This window comes from Sorangium sp. So ce302 (genome assembly GCF_051530145.1).
In the GTDB taxonomy this organism is placed as follows: Bacteria; Myxococcota_A; Polyangia; order Polyangiales; family Polyangiaceae; genus Sorangium; species Sorangium cellulosum_B.
Window position 1 is genome coordinate 9176629 of record NZ_CP150326.1, and the last position, 19530, is coordinate 9196158.

At 71.4% G+C, this 19530-nt stretch carries 14 protein-coding genes; 9 read left to right on the forward strand and 5 right to left on the reverse strand.

Going from position 1 to position 19530, the window contains the following annotated elements; genetic code table 11:
• Positions 1-601: 601 nt before the first annotated feature.
• Together WME73_RS34810 and WME73_RS34815 are read left to right on the forward strand one after the other, a co-directional pair.
• Positions 602-1030, forward strand: a complete 429-nt coding sequence (locus WME73_RS34810; protein ID WP_437740664.1) for a hypothetical protein — start codon at positions 602-604, stop codon at positions 1028-1030.
• A gap of 84 nt (positions 1031-1114) precedes the next feature.
• On the forward strand, positions 1115-3421 hold the full coding sequence (locus WME73_RS34815; RefSeq protein ID WP_437912341.1) for an Rv1355c family protein: 2307 nt from the start codon (positions 1115-1117) through the stop codon (positions 3419-3421).
• Between the two features lie 57 nt (positions 3422-3478).
• Here WME73_RS34815 and WME73_RS34820 read toward each other — a convergent pair whose 3' ends face one another.
• Both WME73_RS34820 and WME73_RS34825 read right to left on the reverse strand, forming a co-directional pair.
• The gene (locus tag WME73_RS34820) at positions 3479-3859 is read right to left on the reverse strand and encodes an STAS/SEC14 domain-containing protein (protein ID WP_272095325.1); all 381 of its coding nucleotides are present in this window, start codon (positions 3857-3859) and stop codon (positions 3479-3481) included.
• A 76-nt stretch (positions 3860-3935) separates the two neighbouring features.
• Positions 3936-6077 (reverse strand): hypothetical protein, encoded by a 2142-nt coding sequence (locus WME73_RS34825; RefSeq protein WP_437740666.1) that lies wholly within the window; start codon positions 6075-6077, stop codon positions 3936-3938.
• 447 nt (positions 6078-6524) lie between these two features.
• Between WME73_RS34825 and WME73_RS34830 the strand changes: the two genes are divergently transcribed.
• Positions 6525-7310, forward strand: a complete 786-nt coding sequence (locus tag WME73_RS34830) for a TerC family protein (protein ID WP_437740667.1) — start codon at positions 6525-6527, stop codon at positions 7308-7310.
• A gap of 170 nt (positions 7311-7480) precedes the next feature.
• Positions 7481-7948: a response regulator gene (locus WME73_RS34835; protein WP_437740668.1), complete on the forward strand. Its 468-nt coding sequence runs from the start codon at positions 7481-7483 to the stop codon at positions 7946-7948.
• A gap of 131 nt (positions 7949-8079) precedes the next feature.
• Here WME73_RS34835 and WME73_RS34840 read toward each other — a convergent pair whose 3' ends face one another.
• From WME73_RS34840 to WME73_RS34850, 3 genes are all read right to left on the reverse strand, one after another.
• Complete coding sequence (locus tag WME73_RS34840) at positions 8080-10209, reverse strand: S9 family peptidase (RefSeq protein WP_437912342.1); 2130 nt, start codon at positions 10207-10209, stop codon at positions 8080-8082.
• A gap of 166 nt (positions 10210-10375) precedes the next feature.
• Complete coding sequence (locus tag WME73_RS34845; protein WP_437740670.1) at positions 10376-11134, reverse strand: ferritin-like domain-containing protein; 759 nt, start codon at positions 11132-11134, stop codon at positions 10376-10378.
• Complete coding sequence (locus WME73_RS34850) at positions 11131-12330, reverse strand: hypothetical protein (RefSeq protein ID WP_437912343.1); 1200 nt, start codon at positions 12328-12330, stop codon at positions 11131-11133. The genes WME73_RS34845 and WME73_RS34850 overlap by 4 nt, the downstream gene beginning before the upstream one ends.
• A gap of 341 nt (positions 12331-12671) precedes the next feature.
• Between WME73_RS34850 and WME73_RS34855 the strand changes: the two genes are divergently transcribed.
• The 5 genes from WME73_RS34855 to WME73_RS34875 all read left to right on the forward strand — a co-directional run bounded on the left by WME73_RS34855 (position 12672) and on the right by WME73_RS34875 (position 19415).
• On the forward strand, positions 12672-14198 hold the full coding sequence (locus tag WME73_RS34855; RefSeq protein ID WP_437912344.1) for a deoxyribodipyrimidine photolyase: 1527 nt from the start codon (positions 12672-12674) through the stop codon (positions 14196-14198).
• Between the two features lie 216 nt (positions 14199-14414).
• Positions 14415-15107 (forward strand): VTT domain-containing protein, encoded by a 693-nt coding sequence (locus WME73_RS34860; RefSeq protein WP_437740673.1) that lies wholly within the window; start codon positions 14415-14417, stop codon positions 15105-15107.
• 143 nt (positions 15108-15250) lie between these two features.
• Positions 15251-17452, forward strand: coding sequence for a protein kinase domain-containing protein (locus tag WME73_RS34865; protein ID WP_437912345.1), 2202 nt, complete (start codon positions 15251-15253; stop codon positions 17450-17452).
• Between the two features lie 200 nt (positions 17453-17652).
• A complete protein-coding gene (locus WME73_RS34870; protein ID WP_437912346.1) occupies positions 17653-18078 on the forward strand; it encodes a YciI family protein in 426 nt (141 codons plus the stop codon).
• A gap of 53 nt (positions 18079-18131) precedes the next feature.
• Complete coding sequence (locus WME73_RS34875; protein WP_437912347.1) at positions 18132-19415, forward strand: RNA polymerase sigma factor; 1284 nt, start codon at positions 18132-18134, stop codon at positions 19413-19415.
• Positions 19416-19530 lie beyond the last annotated feature (115 nt).

The window sequence follows — 19530 nt, forward strand, 5'->3', positions numbered from 1 at the left end:
CGCCGCCCCTGGCTGCTGGGCATCACAGCCCACCGATCGAGCGCTACATGCGGTGGGGGCCATCCGTCAAGCCTCGGTGCGATGCGGCGCGCACCGTACCCGCCTGCGGAAGATCCCCAGCGCACATCCCGTAGTATAGACCACAGAGCAGCTGGCGGCCCACCGTGCAACTGCCCAGCAGCACGTCATGAAATACTTTGGAAATAACTCGGGTATGCCCTGGGTGGGCCGCGCGAACGACGCGAACGACGCGAACGACGCGAACGACGCGAACGAGAGGACCATGCCGCTCGAGCGACTCCATCCGCCGCGATGCCCCACGTCGAGCCGGCCCGGCGCGGTCGCGGTCGCGCCGCGCGCGACGCGTCGCGCGCGGCCAGGGAGGAGTCGCGCCGAAGCGCGGCGCGGCCCGTCCACCGGAGCACCGCATCGAAAGTCGCTCGTGGTCGTTGCTCCGTCGATCGAACCGTCCTAGGTGCACCCCATGGACCTCGCGGATCCTTGCCCGGTGGCCAGGCGCACGACTATCCCAGGGGATGGCTGTGCGCGCTGGCGGCTCGGCGGTGCGCAGACGTAAGATCGGTGCGCGCTCGGTGAGACGATGACGAAACCCAGCATGCTGTTCGACACGACGGAGCACGTGCTCATCGCCGTCCACGGCAGGGAACCGCCGAGCGACGAGGAATGGGAAGGGTATATGCAGGCGGCGGGCAGTCTCCCGCCCGCCTGCACGAAGACTCTCGTGGTGACCGCCGGGGGGGGACCCAACGCGAAGCAGCGGGCATCCATCAACGACTACGTGAGCAAGACCGCGCTCACCGTGGCGATCTGCACGGACGCGCTCCTCGTCCGGCAGATCGGGACTGCGCTCAGCTGGTTCAACCCGCGGGTCAAGGCGTTCCGGGGCAGCGACGTCGTGGCCGCGCTGCGCTATCTGGAGATCACCGGGCCTGAGGCGGCCCTGGTGCAACACAAGGTCACGAAGATGAGACTCGAGATCGAGGGCCGGCCGTCCCGCGCGCCGCGCTGACCCGGGGGCCACCGGGGAGATCGTGGCGACGCCTGGGGCGCGGGGGTGGTAGGAGGGTGGCAGGAGGGGGACCGGACCACCGCGATGAACACGACCCGCTGGCAGCAGCTCATCTCCTCGCGAGAGGCGCGAGAGGCCCCGAACGGCGCGTGGCGGCCCCGCTTCTTCCGCCCGGCGCGCGAGGACGACGCGGAGGAGCTCGGCCGCCTGCTCCACGACGACGCCCGAATCGAGATCTTCGACACGATCGACCGGCAGCTCGCCGATCTCGTGAAGACCCGCCACCCCCGGGAGCGCCTCGGTGAGCGGGACGTCGCGCGGCTCGTGGGAGAGCACCTGAACGGCGCCCCCATCGAGGCCTATGGAGTCTGGGTCTACTATCCGTGGTCGCACCGCCTCGTGCACCTGCTCGATGAGGCCGAGTTCGTCGAGCTGCGGACCGACCGGAACAAGCACAAGATCAGCGGCGAGGAGCAGGCGGCGCTCGCCCGCCGGCGCATCGGCGTCGTCGGCCTCTCGGTGGGGCAGTCCGTGGCGATGACCATCGCGCTCGAGCGGGGCGCTGGCGAGCTGCGCCTCGCGGACTTCGACCACCTCGATCTCTCGAACCTGAACCGGATCCGGACCGGCGCGCACAACCTCGACCTGCCGAAGGTCGTCGCCACGGCGCGCGAGATAGCCGAGCTCGATCCGTTCCTCCACGTGACGTGCTTCCCCGAGGGGGTCACGGAGGACAATATCGAGCGCTTCCTGCTCGACGGGGGCAAGCTCGATGTCCTCGTGGACGAGTGCGACAGCCTCGATATCAAGCTCCTGCTCCGCGCGAGCGCGCGCGCCCACCGCATACCGGTCGTGATGGAGACGAGCGACCGGGGGCTCATCGACGTCGAGCGCTTCGATCGGGAGGGCGATCGGCCGATTCTCCATGGGCTCGTCGGCGATCTCACGCCCGAGCGCGTCCGCGGCCTGTCGACCGAGGACAAGGTGCCTTATGTCATGCAGATCATCGGCCAAGAGGCGATCTCGCTCCGGCTCCGCGCGTCGCTCATCGAGGTGCAGCAGTCGGTGAGCACATGGCCTCAGCTCGGGTCGGCGGTCGTCCACGGCGGGGCGGCGGCCGCGGACACGGCGCGCCGGATCGCCCTCGGGGAGCCGGTGCGGTCGGGCCGGTATTATGTCGACCTGGAGGAGCTCATCAGCGGCCCCGAGGGGGAGCCCGCCGCCGCGGACGCGCCGCGCGCGCCGGGCCCTGCCCTCGCCGCGGCGGCGGGCCCGCTCCCGGCCGCCGAGGCCGGCGCCGTAGCGCTCGACCCGGCGCGGCTGCGGCGGCTCGTCGCGGCGGGCGTCGCGGCGCCCTCGGGCGGCAACTGCCAGCCCTGGCTCTGGGTCCACGAGGACCGTCGCCTCGGGCTGTTCCACGACCGCGCGCGCTCCGAGTCGCTCGCCGACTTCCAGGGCGCGGGCGGCGTGGTCGCGCTCGGCGCGGCCGCCGAGAACGTCGTCCTCGCCGCGCACCGCGAGGGGCTCAGCGTGCGCGTCTCGCCGTTCCCGCGCGAGGGCGACGAGGACCTGGCCGCCACGTTCGCGTTCTTCGGCGCGCCGACCCCCGGCGCCGAGGAGCACGCCATGGATGGCCTCGCGGGCGCCATCGGGCTCCGGCACACGAACCGGCGCCCTGGCCAGCGGGCGCCGCTCGCGGAGGAGCACCGCGCCGCGCTCCGCGCCGCGGTCGAGTCCATCCCCGGGGCGCGCCTCGGGCTGCTCGAGGCGCCGGCCGAGCTCGACGAGATCGGCGCCCTCATCGGCGCCGGCGATCGGCTCCGGATGCTCGCGAGGCAGACCCACGCCGACATGATGAGGGAGGTCCGCTGGACCGAGGCGGAGGCCGAGGCGCGCCGGGATGGGCTGTTCGTCGGCACGCTCGAGCTCTCGCCGACCGATCTCGCGGGGTTCAAGATCTGCCGGGATTACCGCGCCCTGGAGCTCGTGCGGCGCTGGGGTGGCGGCCGGGGGCTCGAGAGGATGGCGCAGAAGGCGATCCGCTGCGCGACGGCCGTCGGGCTGATCACCCTGCCGCGCGCCCGGCTCACCGACTATTTCCAGGGCGGCAGGGCGGTCGAGCGCGCGTGGCTGACCGCGACGCAGCTGGGCATCGCGGTCTACCCGATGACGACGTTGCCTTACCTGTTCGCGCGGCTGATCCGGGGCCGCGGCGAGGGGCTCGACGCGGAGACCGCGGAGGCCGCGACCGGGCTCCGGGAGCGCTATCTCCGGCTGTTCGACGTCGACGACGCGACCGCGGAGGTCCTGCTCTTCCGCCTGTCGCTCGCGGGCCCCGTGTCGGCGCGCTCCCTCCGCCGCCCCGTCGACGACGTGCTCGTCGTGCGCTGAGCGGGCGGCGCGGGCGGCCCGCGCGGCGCGCCGCAGCGGCCCGCGCAGAGCCGGCCCTCACGGCGTCGGGCGATCGCCGAGGAGCCAGCTGCGCGCGGCCCCCTCGTCCTTGAAGACCCGCACGAGCTGCGCGGTCCCCGCCTCACGGGCGATCCGGCTCGCCTGCAGCGCCGCGAGATCGCTTTGCACGAGCTCGGCGGCCCTGATCACCCCCATCGCGGTCGAGGTCGCCGCGATGTCGCGGAGGAGCTCCGTCGCCTCCTCGGAGGCGATGGAAAAGCCACGGAAGTCCACGAGGACGCGGATCCTCCGGCCATAGAGCGAGCCGAGGGCCTTCTTGTACTCCGCCGCGTACGCCTGCGCCTCCTCCGTGCGCACGACGCCTTGCAACGTGACCTCGATGAGCGCGTTGATGAGGTCGATCTTGAGCTGGTACATGCCGCCTCACCTGGAGAACCGAGAGCGAGACTGAGACCGAGAGACCATAGCGTCGCGCCGCCGCTGATCCAGGCCGTTATCGCGGCTTCGGCTCGGTGAGCCGGTAGACATGCTCCACGAACTCCGGGACGAGCTCCCTGGCGACGATCCACAGCCGTCCTTCGCCGAGGTCGTGCAGGCCGGCAGGACCATCGAACGTCAGCTTGCCGCGCTCACCGAAGTAGATGAACGACTTCCTGTCGTGGCTGCGGAACCAGCCGCACGCCGCGTCGAGCAGCGGGCCGAGCGCGGCGTCTCCGCCGGGGCGCATCGGGAAGATGCGGACCGAGTCGAGGAGGCGGAAGAGGTTCGTGCCGAGCTCGCCGAGCTCGAGGACCGCGACCGCCAGCGGCTCGCCGTGCTGGCGCGCCACGAGGAGCACGCGCTCCCGCTCCAGGCCCGCGCTGCGCCAGCGCTCGACGCAGGGCCCCATCCCGAGCCTGCCGGGCACGAGATCGAGCGCCTCCGCGTACATGCGCGGCGACGTCGCGCACAGGAGGCCGAGCAGCGCCGCCTGCTCCCCGGGGGTCGGCTCGCCGATCTCGATCGGCCCGCCGGCTTCGCGCGGCGCGCGCGGCGCGGCGCGCGCGTCCACCCCCATCAGGCGGAAAGGCAGCGACAGGACGTGGCCCGTCTCGTGGCGCGCGCGGGCGAACTCGAACAGCGATCGCTCGTTCCACGCGACGTGCGCCTCCGCGTAGGCGATGATCCAGCGGCACTCCGGGTCGGCCATCGCGTGCTCGAAGCAGCGAGTGAACATGTCGCGGAGCACCTGCCGGGAGCTCAGGTTCGACGCGGACTTTGGCCGCTTCGCGAGCTGATGAATCATCCACGTGCTGTGGTATGGCTTCATGATCGAGAAATTGCCCTCGATCCCGTGCTCGGACAGACACGCCACGTTGTACAGGAGGTGCGGCACCGCCGCGGCCTTCTGCGCCATGGTCAGGAAGCTCGGCTTGATGGCCTCGAAGTGCTCCGGCCGCCGCCCGGAGAGGTTGAAATAGCCGGACGAGTCGAAGAGATCCCAGAGCTCCGCCTGCCACGCGGTCCCCCCGTAGGTCGTCGCGTGCAGGATGCGGGACACGAGCCTGAGCCAGCGCCGCTCGTCCTCGCGCCGCGCGGCGGTCACGTGCACGCTGCAGAGCTGGGTGTCCGCGCCCTCCACGACCGACACCGACCGCACCTCGCCCCGCAGGTGGACGACGCCGTCGTCGCCGTCGGGGAGCTCCAGCGAGAGCTTGTGCCTGGGGAGCAGCGGCGGGTGTCCCCTCGTCAGCGCCATCCGCAGGCCCGAGAAGGACACGTCGACCACATCGGCCTCGATCGGCGGGATGTGAAGCCACTGGGGGTGCAGGAAGCGCGCGGTGAGATCGGCCTCGACGCCCCGCTGCAGCAGGCTCTTGCGGAGGCGCTCCACGCGCGCCGGCAGCGCGGAGACGAGCTCGCCCGGGCGCACCTCGTCCGCGCGGACGTTGAAGCGAAAGACGGAGTTCTGCCCGGCGATCTCGACCGCGGCGTCCTCGCTCCAGCCCTTGATGCCGAACCACGTGACCGTCCCGGCCCCCACCTCGCCGAGCATCACGCAGAGGGGCGGCGCGCTCTCGGCGGCGCGGCAGACGACGCCCTTCCTCCGCAGCAGGAAGCCGAGGATGTTGCGCACCCTCCTGGGGTCGTCGATGATCTCGCGCACTTGCCCCGCGTCCGTGGCCGAGGGCCTGAACAGGCTCGCCGCGGCCGCCTTGGCCGTGCCCGCGTCGACGAGGGCGCGCAGCACGTCGCGGATCTGCCCCACCGCGCGGGAGGGGGTTCCGTCCTCGAACGACAGCCCGATGAGCGGCCCCCGCAGGCCCATCGACTGGAGCACCAGCACGGCGGAGAGCGGACCGATCTCGACGTCGCCGGCGTACAGGCGCACCCGGACGACGCTGCCGAAAGGGAACGAGGTCCGATAGTCGGGCTCGATCCAGGCGCTCATCGAGCCGAGCAGGACGATCGGGTAGCTCAGGTCGCGCCCCTCGATGCGCAGCCAGGCAGCGCCGCCGTCCAGCCAGCACGCCTCCGGCCCCCTGACCGCCGGATCTCCCCCGAGGAGCGCCCGATCCAGAGGCCCCCCGTCAGCGCTGCCGCCGGCGGCCCAGCGCGCGTCCTGCCCGAAGCCGACCTTCGGAACCACGGTCACGCGGTCCCCCCCTCTGTCGTGAGGCCACGCGTTCCAGGTGAGGAACAGGCAACGAGGCTGCTTCGCCAACATGGCGAGGAAGCACGGCGCTGTTCGGCGAGCTCGCCAACACCCCGCAGGAGCTCACCTGGAAGCCGGGAAGGAGGCAGATCCACTTGCGCGTACTTCCAGATCCTCTGTACCGGATGTCAACATCCCGCGTCAAGCGCCGCCCGTGCCGCGCGCGCCGCCGTGTGTCGCCGTGCAGGCTCGCCGCCGTCGACGCCGTCGACGCCGTCAACGCCGTTGACGTACTTTGCGTTCACGCATCCGTCGTAATCGCCGTCGCCCCGCGCCCTGAACACGGGAGCAAGATCGCCCAGGATCCACCGGAGAGCGGGGCGATGGTCCGGACGTGGCGGGCGGTCACGGCTGTCCATGCTACAAAGCGCCACCCCGATGCCTGACATGAGCGCCTTTCTGCACGCCGACGGCTGGATCACGCTGGCGACCCTCAGCGCGCTGGAGATCGTGCTTGGAATCGACAACATCGTCTTCCTCTCCATCATGACGGCGAAGCTGCCGCTGGAGCAGCAGCCGCTCGCCCGCCGCATCGGCCTCGTGCTCGCCCTCGGGATGCGGCTGCTCCTCCTGCTCGCGATCTCATGGGTGATGGGACTCAAGGCTACCCTGTTCAGCCTGCTCGGACACGACTTCAGCGGGCGTGATTTGATCCTGCTCGCGGGCGGTGTGTTCTTGATTGGCAAGGCGACCCACGAGATGTTCGATAAACTCGAGGTCGACGATCCCAAGGAAGAGCAGCCGAAGGCGAAGGCGTCGTTCCCCTCCGTCATCGCGCAGATCGTGCTGCTCGACATCGTCTTTTCGCTCGACTCGGTCATCACCGCCGTCGGCATGGCGCAGCACATCTCGATCATGATGGTGGCCATGTTCATCGCGGTGGGCGTGATGCTCGTCTTCGCCGGGAGCATCGGCGCGTTCATCCAGCGCCACCCGAGCATGAAGATCCTCGCGCTGAGCTTCCTGCTCCTCATCGGCGTGGTGCTCATGGCCGACGGCATGGGCCAGCACATCAGCAAGGGGTATATCTACTTCGCGATGGCCTTCTCGCTCGGCGTCGAGCTCATCAACATGCGCCTCCGGGTGCGCCAGCGGCCCGTCCAGCTGCACACGAGGATGGGGAGCTCTCCGGACCTCTCGCCGACGCACGAGCAGGCTCCGCCGGGGAGCTGAGCCCCACGCCGGGATCTCCGCGGAAGAGCCGGAGAGGCGGCGGAGGCCGGGGCGCTTGGAGCGAGCACCGGGAGAGCCTGTAAACAATTCGCACAGAGGTGGTCGACGAGGGTCGACGGCGAGAGCGGCCGGTCCCAGAAGTGACACCGGGGTTCTCCACCGAGGTGAGCGTGAGCGACGAGCGAGACGACCAAGGAGACTCAGAGCGAGGAAGGCAGCGGCGCATCGTCGTCGTCGACGACGACGACGCGATCGTCGAGACGCTGGCGGAGGTGCTGCTGGCGGAAGGGTACGAGGTCGAGGGGTACACCGACCCCCTCGAAGCCCTGGAGCGGCTGCGCTCCCAGGCGCCGCCCGACGCCATCGTCATCGACTGCGTGATGCCGTTCCTGGACGGGCCGCGCCTCATCGAGACGCTCGCGGCCGAGGGGAGAGCGGCGCCGGTCGTGCTCGTGACCGCGCTCAGCGATCCCGGCTTCTGCATCGATCCGAACCACCCGGACGCGACGAGGATCATCAACAAGCCGTTCGACCTGGAGCAGCTGCTGGAGACGCTCGACGACCTCACGAGCGCGCCCCCGGTGAGCGAGCCAGAGGCGCGGCGACACACGCGGACCGCGTCGACGCAGCGGACGTAGCGGCGCCGGACGCCCGCGGGCTGGGGGCGCCCGGACCACGGCGCACCAACGCGCATCAACGCATGACCCGCGCGGCTTCCCGCGGCGCGCCGGCGCGCCTGCCCGCCGTGGTGGATGGTGGAGCGGAGCGCTCAGGGCCGGGGGAGCGCCGCGGAGAGCCCGTGGACGACCTCGGCGCCCACGGGGACGGTGACGCTCGACCGCTTGAAGTCGCCGCCGACCGGCTCGTAGGAGCCGCCGAGGCACTGCGCGAGGAACGTCTCCGCGATCGCGTTGAACGACATGGAGTTCTCCGGGCGGGCGAAGCCGTGGCCCTCGTCGGGGTACAGCACGTACGTGACCGGGATGCCCTTGCTCGTCATCGCCTTGACGATCTGATCGCTCTCGGCCTGCTTCACGCGCGGGTCGTTGGCGCCCTGGCCGATGAGGAGGGGCCGCTTGATCTGGTCGGCGCGGTAGAGCGGCGAGCGCGTGCGCAGGAGATCGCGGCCGTCCTCGGTGCGGGGGTCGCCGACCCGCTTCGCGAAGAGCTCGAGCATCGGCGCCCAGTAGGGCGGGATGGACTGGAGCAGGGTCACGAGGTTCGACGGGCCGACGATGTCGACGCCGCAGGCGAAGGTCTCCGGCGTGAAGGTCAGCCCGACGAGCGTCGCGTAGCCGCCGTAGCTGCCGCCCATGATCGCCACGCGAGCCCTGTCGGCGATGCCCTGCGCCACGGACCATTCCACGGCGTCGAGCAGGTCGTTGTGCATCTTGCCCGCCCACTCGAGGTCGCCCGCGTTGACGAACCTCTTCCCGAAGCCCGTCGAGCCCCGGAAGTTGACGCTCAGCACGGCGTAGCCGCGGTTCGCGAGCCACTGGTGCATCGGATCGAGGCGGAAGGAGCTGCGCGCCCAGGGGCCGCCGTGGACGAGGAGCACCATCGAGAGCGGCCTGTCCGGCTTGCCGTCGCCGTCGGGGTCGGCGGCGCGCGGCAGCGACAGGTAGCTCACGAGCTCGAGGCCGTCGCGCGCCTTGATGACGACGGGCCGCAGCTTCACGAGCGGCTGCGACTCGAGCGCGGCGCGGTTCGTGAAGAGGAACGTCGCCTTCTTCGCGTCACGGTCGTAGAGGTAGTATCGGACCGGGCCGTCCGATACGGTGTATCCGACGGTCCAGCGTTTGTCGTCGAGCGACCGGCTCAGCACGTCGAGCTCGCCGTCGGCGACCGCGCGGAGGGCGTCGAGATCCGGCTGGATGCTCTTGTCGAGCACCTGCCAGCGCTTGCGCTCGCGCTCGGAGGCCGCCGCCTGGACCTTGCCCGTCTTCGGGTGGACGATCACGTCGCTGACATCGGCCTTCGCGTCCTCGGCGAGCACGGCGGGCTTCGCCTTCCGCAGATCGAGGGTGACGAGCGCGGCGGTGTCGCGGCCGCGGCTGTCCCGGAAATAGAGCGTCTTGCCGGCCGCGTCGAAGCCGATCGCCTCGCTCGTCACGGCGTCCTCGGGCCCGAACGCGACGAAGGGCTTCGGCTCCTTGCCGGTGAGATCGATGTACTCCTGGCCTCCGTCGCGCGTCATCCGCGACGCGAGCCGCGCCTTGAAGTCATGGTCGGTGACGAACCCCACGAACCCTTCGTTCTGCCGCACGAGCTTGCGCTCGCCGGTGCGCACGTCGACGCGGTAGAGGTCGTGGACCTTCTTGTCCCGATCGTTCATGCCGATCAGGATCTCGTTCGGGATCTTGGGGCTCATCCCCTCGAACATCGCGGCGATGCCGTCGAAGGGGGTGAGGTCCTTGATCTGCCCGGTCTTGAGCTCGACGGCGTAGATGTGCCAGTTCTCGTCGCCGGCCTTGTCCTGGCGATAAAGGACGTAGTCGCTCGCGTAGGGGAACAGGAAGGTGCGCACCCCGCGGCTCTGCTCCTTCGTGACCGGCTTGGCCGACGCCGGCGCCTGGGCCGGGCCGACCCACACGTTGAGCACGCCCTCGGAGGGGGCGAGGAACCCGAGCCGCTTGCCGTCCGGGCTGATCTGGGGGGACATGCGATCCGGGTTGCCGAAGAGCATGCGCCGCGGCATGAGCGTCGCGTCGGCGCGCGGCCCGGCCTTCGTCGGCGCGGCCGGGGCTGCGGCCGCGACCGCCGGGGCTGCCGGCGCTGCCGGGGCCGGCGCGGCGGCCTGTCGGGGAGGCGGCGGCGCGGACGCCGGAGCGCCGCCGCAGGCGAGCGGCGCGATCAAGGGCAGCAGGAACAGCGATCGGAGCTTCTGGGGTAAGTCCATGGGTTCACCCGGGGCGCGGAGCCGCTGGCGGCACCCCGCATGCGCCGGGCCCGCGCGCCGAGCGTCATAACCGAGATCCCGGAGGCCGGTCTACGGCGCCGCACCGAAGCGCCCGCGATCCGCCCAGCCCGGATCGCCTGATCCGCGGGAGTGTGCCGGCTCCGCGTCAGGCGGCTTGCTGCGGTGTCGTGCTGGTGGGCTCGCCGCGCGCGTCGAGCGCGAGCTTGCTCGACAGCCACGCTCGCACGCGCTCGAGATGGATCGCCTCGTGCTGCTCGGCCACGCGGAACTCGGCGGCCATGTCGTCCTGGCCGTAGGCGATCGCCAGGTCGATGAGCATCCGCCAGCTGTCGTTGTCCGTGAGCTCGGCGACGAGCAACGCCTGCAGGCTCTGCCCGAGGTTGATCCTCGGCTCGACGGCGACCGCGAGGACGCCGGACGACGAAAGGCCGATGACGTCGGCGCCGGGCGTCATCGCGGTCGGATCGGCCCCGAGCCGCTCGATCGCGCGCTTCAGCAGCGCGAAGTGCCGGAGCTCGTCGTCGCGGATCGCCTCGAGGTCGGCGCGCGTCGGGCCTCCCTCGAAGGTCCCCTCCGCGTCGTGCTTGGCGATCAGCGCCTCGTAGAGGCGCGTGCCCGAGCGCTCGAACTGGAGGCGCTCGCCGAGCTTGTCGATGAGGAGCGCGGGGGGCCTGCCCTGGATGAGCTCTCCGGCTGCCTTGACGACCCCCTTGAGGCTCGCCGGCGGCGGCACGCTCCCGACCGTGCCCGACTCCCTCGCGTACTCGCTCCTGACCGCCGCGGCCTCGGCCTCGCTCCCGGGGGAGCTCGGCGGGATCGCCTGCGCAAACTCGATGAGCTCCTTGCTGTCGATGGGAGAGGTCGCGATGCCCGTGGTGTTGGTCCCCATCTTGATCTGTTTCATGGCGTCGCCTCCTTCTGTCCGTCGATCTTCTCGGCGCGCCGCGAGAGCTCGGTGCCCGGCGTGTACCGGTAGCCCGCGGCCACGATCTCGGACGGGGAGCCGGCGGAGTTCATCTGCTGCCGGTAGGCGATCGTCGCGGCGCTCTCCGGGACGACCCTCGGATCGACGATGTCCTCGCCCACGGCGCGGAGCTGCACCTCCGTGGACAGCACGTCGCGCACGAACTGGCGGTGGCTCTCGTGGGAGACCGGGTCCGGGAGCGAGGCGGGGAGGATCTCGGCCGCGTCGCGCCGCTCGATCCGGTTGAAGTGGTCGATGGCCACGTGGAGCTGCCCGAGCTCGTAGTCGAGGAACCGCTCCCAGATCCGCTTCACGCGGGCGTTCTGCTCCTGCTGGAGGCAGCTCCAGTAGTTGTAGACCTCGTTGGCCTCGTGGAGGACCCACTTCTCGAGCCAGGTCTCCTCGGGGTCGATGATCGCCTCGTATTGCGTGACGTGCTGCTCCTCGATCGAGGCGATCTCGGCGTAGAGCAGCCGCGCCACCGGATCCGTGAAGAACGGCCCGACGTTGACGTAGTAGTTGTGCGTCTGCTGCTCGGCCGCCATGATGGTGAGCGCGTTGAGCTTCGTGATCGCGCTCGCGATCCGCCGGTCGTAAGGCGCGCGCACGTCGTCCTCGGGGGCGCGGTGCTCCACCGCGGTCGGACGCCCCGCCGTCACGTCGGTGTACGATTGCAGGATGTTGTTCGCGTCCTTGCCTTCCAGGCGGTCCAGGAGCGCCGCGTAGCGATACAGGTGATCGTAGTCCTCGAGCATGCCGAAGCGATAGACCTGCGCGAGGTACGGGTCTGGCTCGGCGAGCGCCGCGTGCGCGGTGATCTCGATCGCGACCTGCTCGTATCCGATGGTGGTCTCCAGCGGCGACTGATCCGGCGGGTTGAGCCAGTTCACCACCGTGGCCTGGTGGTGATCGACGCGCCGCACCTGGGCGAGCACGCGCCGCAGATCCCGGTTCATGCGCGCGAAGCTGTGCAGGAACCGCACGCTCTCGAGCTCGATGCCGTTCATCAGGATGACGCGCACCCGGGTGAACGCGTCGTCGTCGAGCTTGCTGAACGGCACCTGGACGAGATCACGCCAGTTGAACGACTGGCGGTCGAGCGGTGTCCCCCGCTCTCTCAGGAGATCAAGAGCCATGTTGCCCCTCCTCGCGCGTCGCGCTCGTGCGCCGTGCTGGTGCGCCGATGAACGACCGCTGCGGCGGTACCTGAAGCCGCCTTCACCACGGCGCAAGCGTGGGCATATCCCGAGAGGCCGGGTCCGCGCGCCGGCCTTTCCCACATGAATCCGCCAGACGCATGTGCGCGCCCGTGTCCGAGCTGTGCTAGAGCACCGCTCGTCCTGAAGAGAGAGCAGGGCGCCGGGGCCGAGCGAGAGAACCTCGCTTCTCTGGCGTCCTTGGCGCCCTGGCGGCCCCGCCGCCCCGGCCCCGCGGCCCCGCGGCGGCGCGCTGGCGGGCCGGTCGTGGAGGAGGTGTCGTGATCTCCAGCAGCGTCCCCGAGCTCCGGCTCCGCACCCGCAACGCCATGCCTGTCCGCGAGGGCGGCGACTACGTCCTTTACTGGATGATCGCGAGTCGCCGGACACGGTACAATTTCGGTCTGGAGCGCGCGATCGCCTGGTCGATGGCGCTCGATCGACCGCTCGTCGTGCTGGAGGCGCTCCGGTGCGGCTACCGCTGGGCGAGCGACAGGATCCATCGCTTCGTGATCGACGGCATGGCCGACAACGCGCGCCGCCTCGCGGCGGCCGGCGTCGCGCATCACCCCTACGTCGAGCCCGCCGAGGGGGCCGGCAAGGGCCTGCTCGGCGCGCTCGCGGCGCGGGCGTGCGTGGTGGTCACGGACGACTACCCCTGCTTTTTCCTCCCGCGCATGGTCGCCTCGGCGGCGCGGCAGGCGCCGGTCCGCCTCGAGCAGGTGGACTCGAACGGCCTCTTGCCGATGCGCGCGGCCGATCGGGTGTTCACGACCGCGCGCTCGTTCCGCATCTTCTGGCAGCGGGTGATCGGCGAGCACCTCGGCGCGCAGCCGGCGGCCGATCCGCTGAAGCGGGCGAAGCTCCGGCCTGCGGCGCCCCTCCCCCGCGCGATCGCGCGCAGGTGGCCCGCGGCCTCGCCGGCGCGGCTCGGGGGCGACCCTGCGGCGCTCTCCGCGCTCCCCATCGATCACACCGTCCCGCCGGCGCCCTGCCGGGGCGGCCCGGAGGCGGCCGGCAAGGCGCTCGCGCGCTTCGTCGCGGACCGGCTGCCGCGCTACCTGGAAGAGCGCGATCACCCCGACGCCGGCGCGACGAGCGGCCTGTCGCCGTACCTGCACTTCGGCCACCTCGCGGCGCACGAGGTCTTCGCGGCCGTCGCCCGGCGCGAGGGCTTCCGCGTCGAGCGGCTCGGCCGCCCCGGTGACGGCGTGAAGCGGCCGAGCGGCAGTCGCGAGGGGTTCTGGGGGATGAGCGCCTCCGCCGAGGCGTTCCTCGAGCAGCTCGTCACCTGGCGGGAGCTCGGGTTCAACGCCTTCGCGCTCGGGGCGAGCGAGGGAGACGGGCCGCGCCCCTCGTGGAAGCGCGATCCGACCGAGTACGAGTCTCTGCCGGACTGGGCGCTCGCGACGCTCGAGAAGCACGCGCGCGACAGGCGCCCGCGCGTCTACCCGATCGAGGCGCTCGCGGCGGGGGCGACCTACGACCGGATCTGGAACGCGTCGCAGGTCGAGCTCCTCCGCGAGGGGCGAATGCACAATTACCTCCGGATGCTCTGGGGCAAGAAGATCCTGGAGTGGTCGCGGACGCCGCGCGAGGCGCTCGAGATCATGATCGAGCTCAACGACCGGTATGCGCTCGACGGCCGCGACCCGAACTCGACCTCGGGCATCTTCTGGGTGCTCGGCCGCTACGATCGGGCCTGGGGTCCAGAGCGGGAGATCTTCGGCACGATACGTTACATGTCGTCCGAGAACACGGCCCGGAAGCTGCACCTCAAGGAGTACCTGGCGCGCTATACGCCGTAGCGCGCGCGGCCACCGGATGCGCGGGCGGCGCGCCGGGGGGGAGCTCGCCCTCGGGGTTCCGGGAGGCGCTGGGGGCTCACCCGCGGGAGTCGCCCGGCGGGGCAGCCAGCGATGCAGGGCGACTCACCGCCGGCGGCGCCCGTGTGAACGGCGGCGCTGGACGCCGGCGGCGCGCTGGCGGCCGGGGCGCACGCGGGGTTCGACGCGGCCGCCGAGGTGAGCTATCGAGCGGCCGTGGATCTCCTCCGTGAATTTTTCAGCAGGCTGAGGGAGCTCGAGTCGCTGCTCCAGTGGGGCGGCTACCCCGTCCTGATGATCATCATCTTTGCCGAGACGGGGCTGCTCATCGGGTTCTTCCTGCCCGGGGACTCGCTGCTCGTCACCGCCGGGGTGCTGGTCAACGCGGGGCTCATCAACCCGCTCGGATTACCGAACTTCCAGAACCTGCTCCTGATGAACGTCACGCTGATGGCGATGGCGATCATCGGCGACGCGGTGGGCTTCACGATCGGGCGGCGCGCCGGCCCGAAGATCTTCACGCGCGAGCAGTCGCTCCTGTTCCGCAAGGATCACCTGATCGCGACGCAGAAGTTCTACGAGAAGCACGGCGGCAAGACGATCATCCTCGCGCGCTTCATGCCGTTCGCCCGGACGTTCGCGCCGGTCGTGGCGGGCGTGGGGCAGATGCAGTACCGGCGCTTCGCGATGTTCAACGTGGTGGGCGGCGTGCTCTGGGTCTTCTCGATGACCTTCCTCGGCTACTTCCTTGGCAAGGTCTTCGACGCCAAGCAGATCGAGCGGGTCGTCTACCTGATCATCTTCGTCTCCGTGGCGCCGGTCGTCTTCGGGGCGATCAAGCACAGGCTCCAGCAGAAGAAGGACGCCGCGCGGATCGAGGCCGAGCCGTAGGCGCTCTCCGGCGGACGTCGCGAGCGGATCGCGTCGAGTACGTCATCGCGCGAGCCCTCCCGGGTTGAGCGCTCGCGAGCGGCCACCGAGGCCGCCCGCCCCTTGTACTCCGCGCCACCTCCCCGCTACGCTCTCCTCTCACCATGGCGCAGCAGCCCGCCGTCCCCTCCGGCGTCCCCGCTCCCGGCGACGTCCTCGCGGGCAAGTACCGCATCGAGCGCGTCCTCGGCGCGGGGGGCATGGGCGTGGTCTTCGCGGGCTGGGACGTCGTCCTGGAGCGCCGCGTCGCCGTCAAGCTCCTCCTCCCCGAGGCCGCCGCGCTCCCCGACGCCGGCGCTCGATTCCTCCGCGAGGCCCGCGCCGCCGCGGCCCTCGACGGACAGCACAGCGCGCGTGTCCTCGACATGGGCACGCTGGGCACCGGCGCCGCCTACATGGTGCTGGAGTACCTGACCGGCGACGATCTCGGCCAGGTGCTCCAGACCCGCGGCATCCTCCCGCTCGCCGACGCCGCCGACTACGTGCTCCAGGCCTGCGAGGCGATCGCGGAGGCCCACGCGCGCGGCATCATCCACCGCGATCTCAAGCCGAAGAACCTCTTCCTCACCCGCCGCCCCGACGGGACTCCCCTCCTCAAGGTCCTCGACTTCGGCCTGTCGAAGTTCACCGCCACAGGCGACTCTGTCAAAGAGGCGAGCCTGACCGCGACGGGCCTCATCATGGGCTCCATCCATTACATGTCGCCGGAGCAGATTCGCAGCCTGAAATACGCGGATGTGCGGACGGACATCTGGGCTCTCGGCGTGATCCTGTATCGCATGCTCACCGGGCGGCACCCGTTCGAGGGCGACAGCATCACCGCGGTCACGGCGGCCATCATCATGGACGCGCCCACCTCCGTCCTGGCCCTGCGGCCGGACCTGCCGCCCGCCGTCGGGGAGCTCGTGGGCCGGTGCCTTGCGAAGGATCCGGGCGCCCGCGTCCGGAGCGTCGCCGAGATCGGCCGCGTGCTCGCGCCTTTCGGGACGCAGCGCGGGCGGCTCTCGTTCGAGAGCATCGACCGGATCCTGCCGGAGCGTGCTTCCCGCGCCGGGTACCCGCCGGTGGGCGCGGGTGACGGCGACCCCCGTTGCCGCGATCGAGACCGCGAGCGCTGCGCTCGAGGCCAGCGCAGCGCCGGTCGCGAGCGCCTCCCCGGACGCACGAGCGAAGGCAGCGGCATCTTCGACAGCGGCGACACCGCCGGTGAAGGCGAGCGCGAACGCCGTGAGCACGGCCAAACCGCCGTCGTCTTCACAGGTCAGGACGCAGAACAAGACCGAGGATCCTTGGAACAAATGGGACTGAGACGAACAAGAGGTACTCGCGCGATCCGCTGCGCCGCCCTCTGCGCCGCCCTCTGCGCGATGAGCCACCCGGCTTCCGCGCAGCCCAAGGATCCGAAGGCCCAGGCACAGGACCTCTTCGAGCAGGGCCGCGCAGCGGTGGAAGCGCGAGATTGTGCGCACGCGATTCCGCTCTTCCGCCGGAGCCAGGCGACCTATCCGTCGCGCGGCACGCTGCTCAACCTGGCCCAGTGTGAAGCGGACCTCGGGCGCGTGGCGAGCGCATGGCAGCACTTCAAGGAGCTGCTCACCCAGCTGACGCCCGGCGATCCCCGTCTGGCCATCACCCAGCAGCGCATCAGGGAGCTCGAGCCGCGCGTGCCCAGGCTGGTCATCGAGCTCCCGGAGGGCGCACCGGCGCCGACGGAGCTGCTCCTCGATCAAGCGCCGCTGCCGCAGGCCAGCATCGGCAGCGAGCTCCCGCTCGACCCCGGGAACCATGCCGTCGTCGCGCGATGGCCCGGCGGCCGGCAGACCGACGCGCCCGTGACCCTCGCGGAGGGGGCGCGCAACGTCGTGCGCCTCGAGCCGCCGCCGGCCGCCGCGCCGCCTCCGGTCCCCGTACCCGACGCGCCGCAGGCCCCCGCGATCTCCTCGGGCCCGCCCCCCACCCCCGCCGCTCCCTCGAGCTTCAAGCGCACGCTCGGCTTCGTCATCGGCGGCGTCGGCGCCGCGGCCGTGGGCGGGAGCCTCATCACGGGCGGGCTCGCTCTCGGCACGAAGGGTGACCTCGAAAAGGAATGCCCAGATCCCTCGCGGTGCAGCGACGACGGCATGTCCCTCAGCTCGCGGGGCCAGACGCTCACCACCACGAGCACCGTGCTCGGCGCCGTCGGCCTCGTCGGGATCGGCGCTGGCCTTGTGCTCGTCCTGACAGCGCCGGAGCAGCGCAGCTCGGTCGCCCTCGCGCCCGCGATCCTGCCGGGCGGCGGCGGCGCGCTGCTGCGCAGCCGCTTCTGAGGGCCCGGACCGGCGCGGCGGGCGGGCCAGTCGCCACAATCGTCAATAATTACGTACACTTGACAACATCTCAAAAAAAAGATCGCCCGGCGTGTCGATCCCGCGCCCCGCCGTTCGTCGTGACGATGAAGCCACGGTTCGCCCCCGGGCAAGAGACCCTCCGGAGCCCAGCTCCACCAAGGAAGCAAGGAGACACGACCATGCGATTCATGATCCTGATCAAGGCCACCAAGGACAGCGAGGCGGGCGTCATGCCGGACGAGAAGCTCATCACCGAGATGATGAAGTTCAACGAGGAGCTGGTGAAGGCCGGCGTCATGGTCGCGGGCGACGGGCTCCACCCGAGCGCGAAGGGCGCGCGCGTCAGGTTCTCGGGCGACAAGCGGACCGTGATCGACGGGCCCTTCGCCGAGACCAAGGAGCTTGTCGCGGGCTTCTGGATCTGGGAGGTGAAGTCGAAGGAAGAGGCCATCGCGTGGGTGAAGCGCTGCCCCAACCCCATGCTCGAGGACTCCGAGATCGAGATCCGCCAGGTGTTCACGGCGGACGACTTCGGCCCGGCGCTCACGCCCGAGCTCAGGGAGCAGGAGGAGCGCCTGCGGGCGCAGTCGGCCGCGAAGCAGTAGCCACGGCGCGCCCGGGCTTGCGCCGGCGGGGGAAGATGCTCTGATCGGTCGCCGTGACGGCCCCCGAGGTGCATCGCGCCATCCACGCGGTCTTCCGCATCGAGTCGGCCAGGCTCATCGCCGGCCTCGCGCGGATGGTGCGCGACGTCGGCCTCGCCGAGGAGCTCGCGCAGGACGCGCTCGTCACCGCGATCGAGCGGTGGCCGGAGTCGGGCGTCCCGGACAAGCCGGGCGCTTGGCTCATGGCCACCGCGAAGCGCCGCGCGATCGACGAGCTCCGCCGGAGCAAGCGGCTCGAGCGCAAGCACGAGGAGCTCGGTCACGAGATCGAGGCCCAGCACGCGCTGGCCGCGCCGGATCTGGACGCCGCGCTCGACGATGACGTCGGCGACGACCTCCTGCGCCTCGTGTTCACGGCCTGCCATCCAGTCCTCTCGACCGAGGCGCAGGTCGCGCTCACGCTCCGCCTGCTCGGAGGCCTGACGACCGAGGAGATCGCGCGCGCGTTCCTCGTCCCGGAGCCGACCGTCGCCCAGCGGATCGTCCGCGCCAAGCGGACCCTCGCCGAGGCGCGCGTCCCCTTCGAGGTCCCCCGCGGGGCCGAGCTCGCGCCCCGCCTCTCGTCGGTGCTCCAGGTCATCTACCTGGTCTTCAACGAGGGCTACTCGGCGACGGCCGGCGGCGACTGGATGCGGCCTGCCCTCTGCGAGGACGCGCTCCGCCTCGGCCGCATCCTGGCCGAGCTCGCGCCGAAGGAGCCGGAGGTCCACGGCCTCGTCGCGCTGATGGAGATCCAGGCGTCGCGCTCCAGGGCGCGGGTCGGACCGTCGGGAGAGCCCATCCTGCTCCTGGCTCAGAACCGCGCGCGCTGGGATCACCTGCTGATCCGCCGCGGCCTCGCGGCGCTCGAGCGCGCCGAGGCGCTCGGCGGCGCGCGCGGTCCCTACGCGCTCCAGGCCGCGATCGCCGCCTGCCACGCGCGCGCGCGCGCCGCGGAGGAGACGGACTGGGCGCGCATCGCGGCGCTCTACGCGGCGCTCGCCCAGGTCGCGCCGTCGCCCGTCGTCGAGCTGAACCGCGCCGTCGCGCTCTCGATGGCGTTCGGCCCGGCGGCGGGCCTCGCCGTCGTCGACGCGCTGACCTCGGAGCGCTCCCTCGAGAGCTACCACCTCTTGCCGAGCGTGCGCGGCGACCTCCTCGCGAAGCTCGGCCGCCTCGACGAGGCGCGCGCGGAGTTCGAGCGCGCGGCGTCGCTCACGCGCAACGCGCGCGAGCGCGACCTGCTCCTCGCGCGCGCCGCCGCGTGCGCGGGCGGCTCCGCGCCGCCGTCGCGGTGACAACGGCGGGGTCGGCGCCGCCGTCGCGGTGACGGACTGGCTCCGCGCCGAGGAGCGCTCCCCGAAGGGCGCGGCCCTCGGCCGCCGCCCCTACCGAGCGGCGGACAGCCGCCGG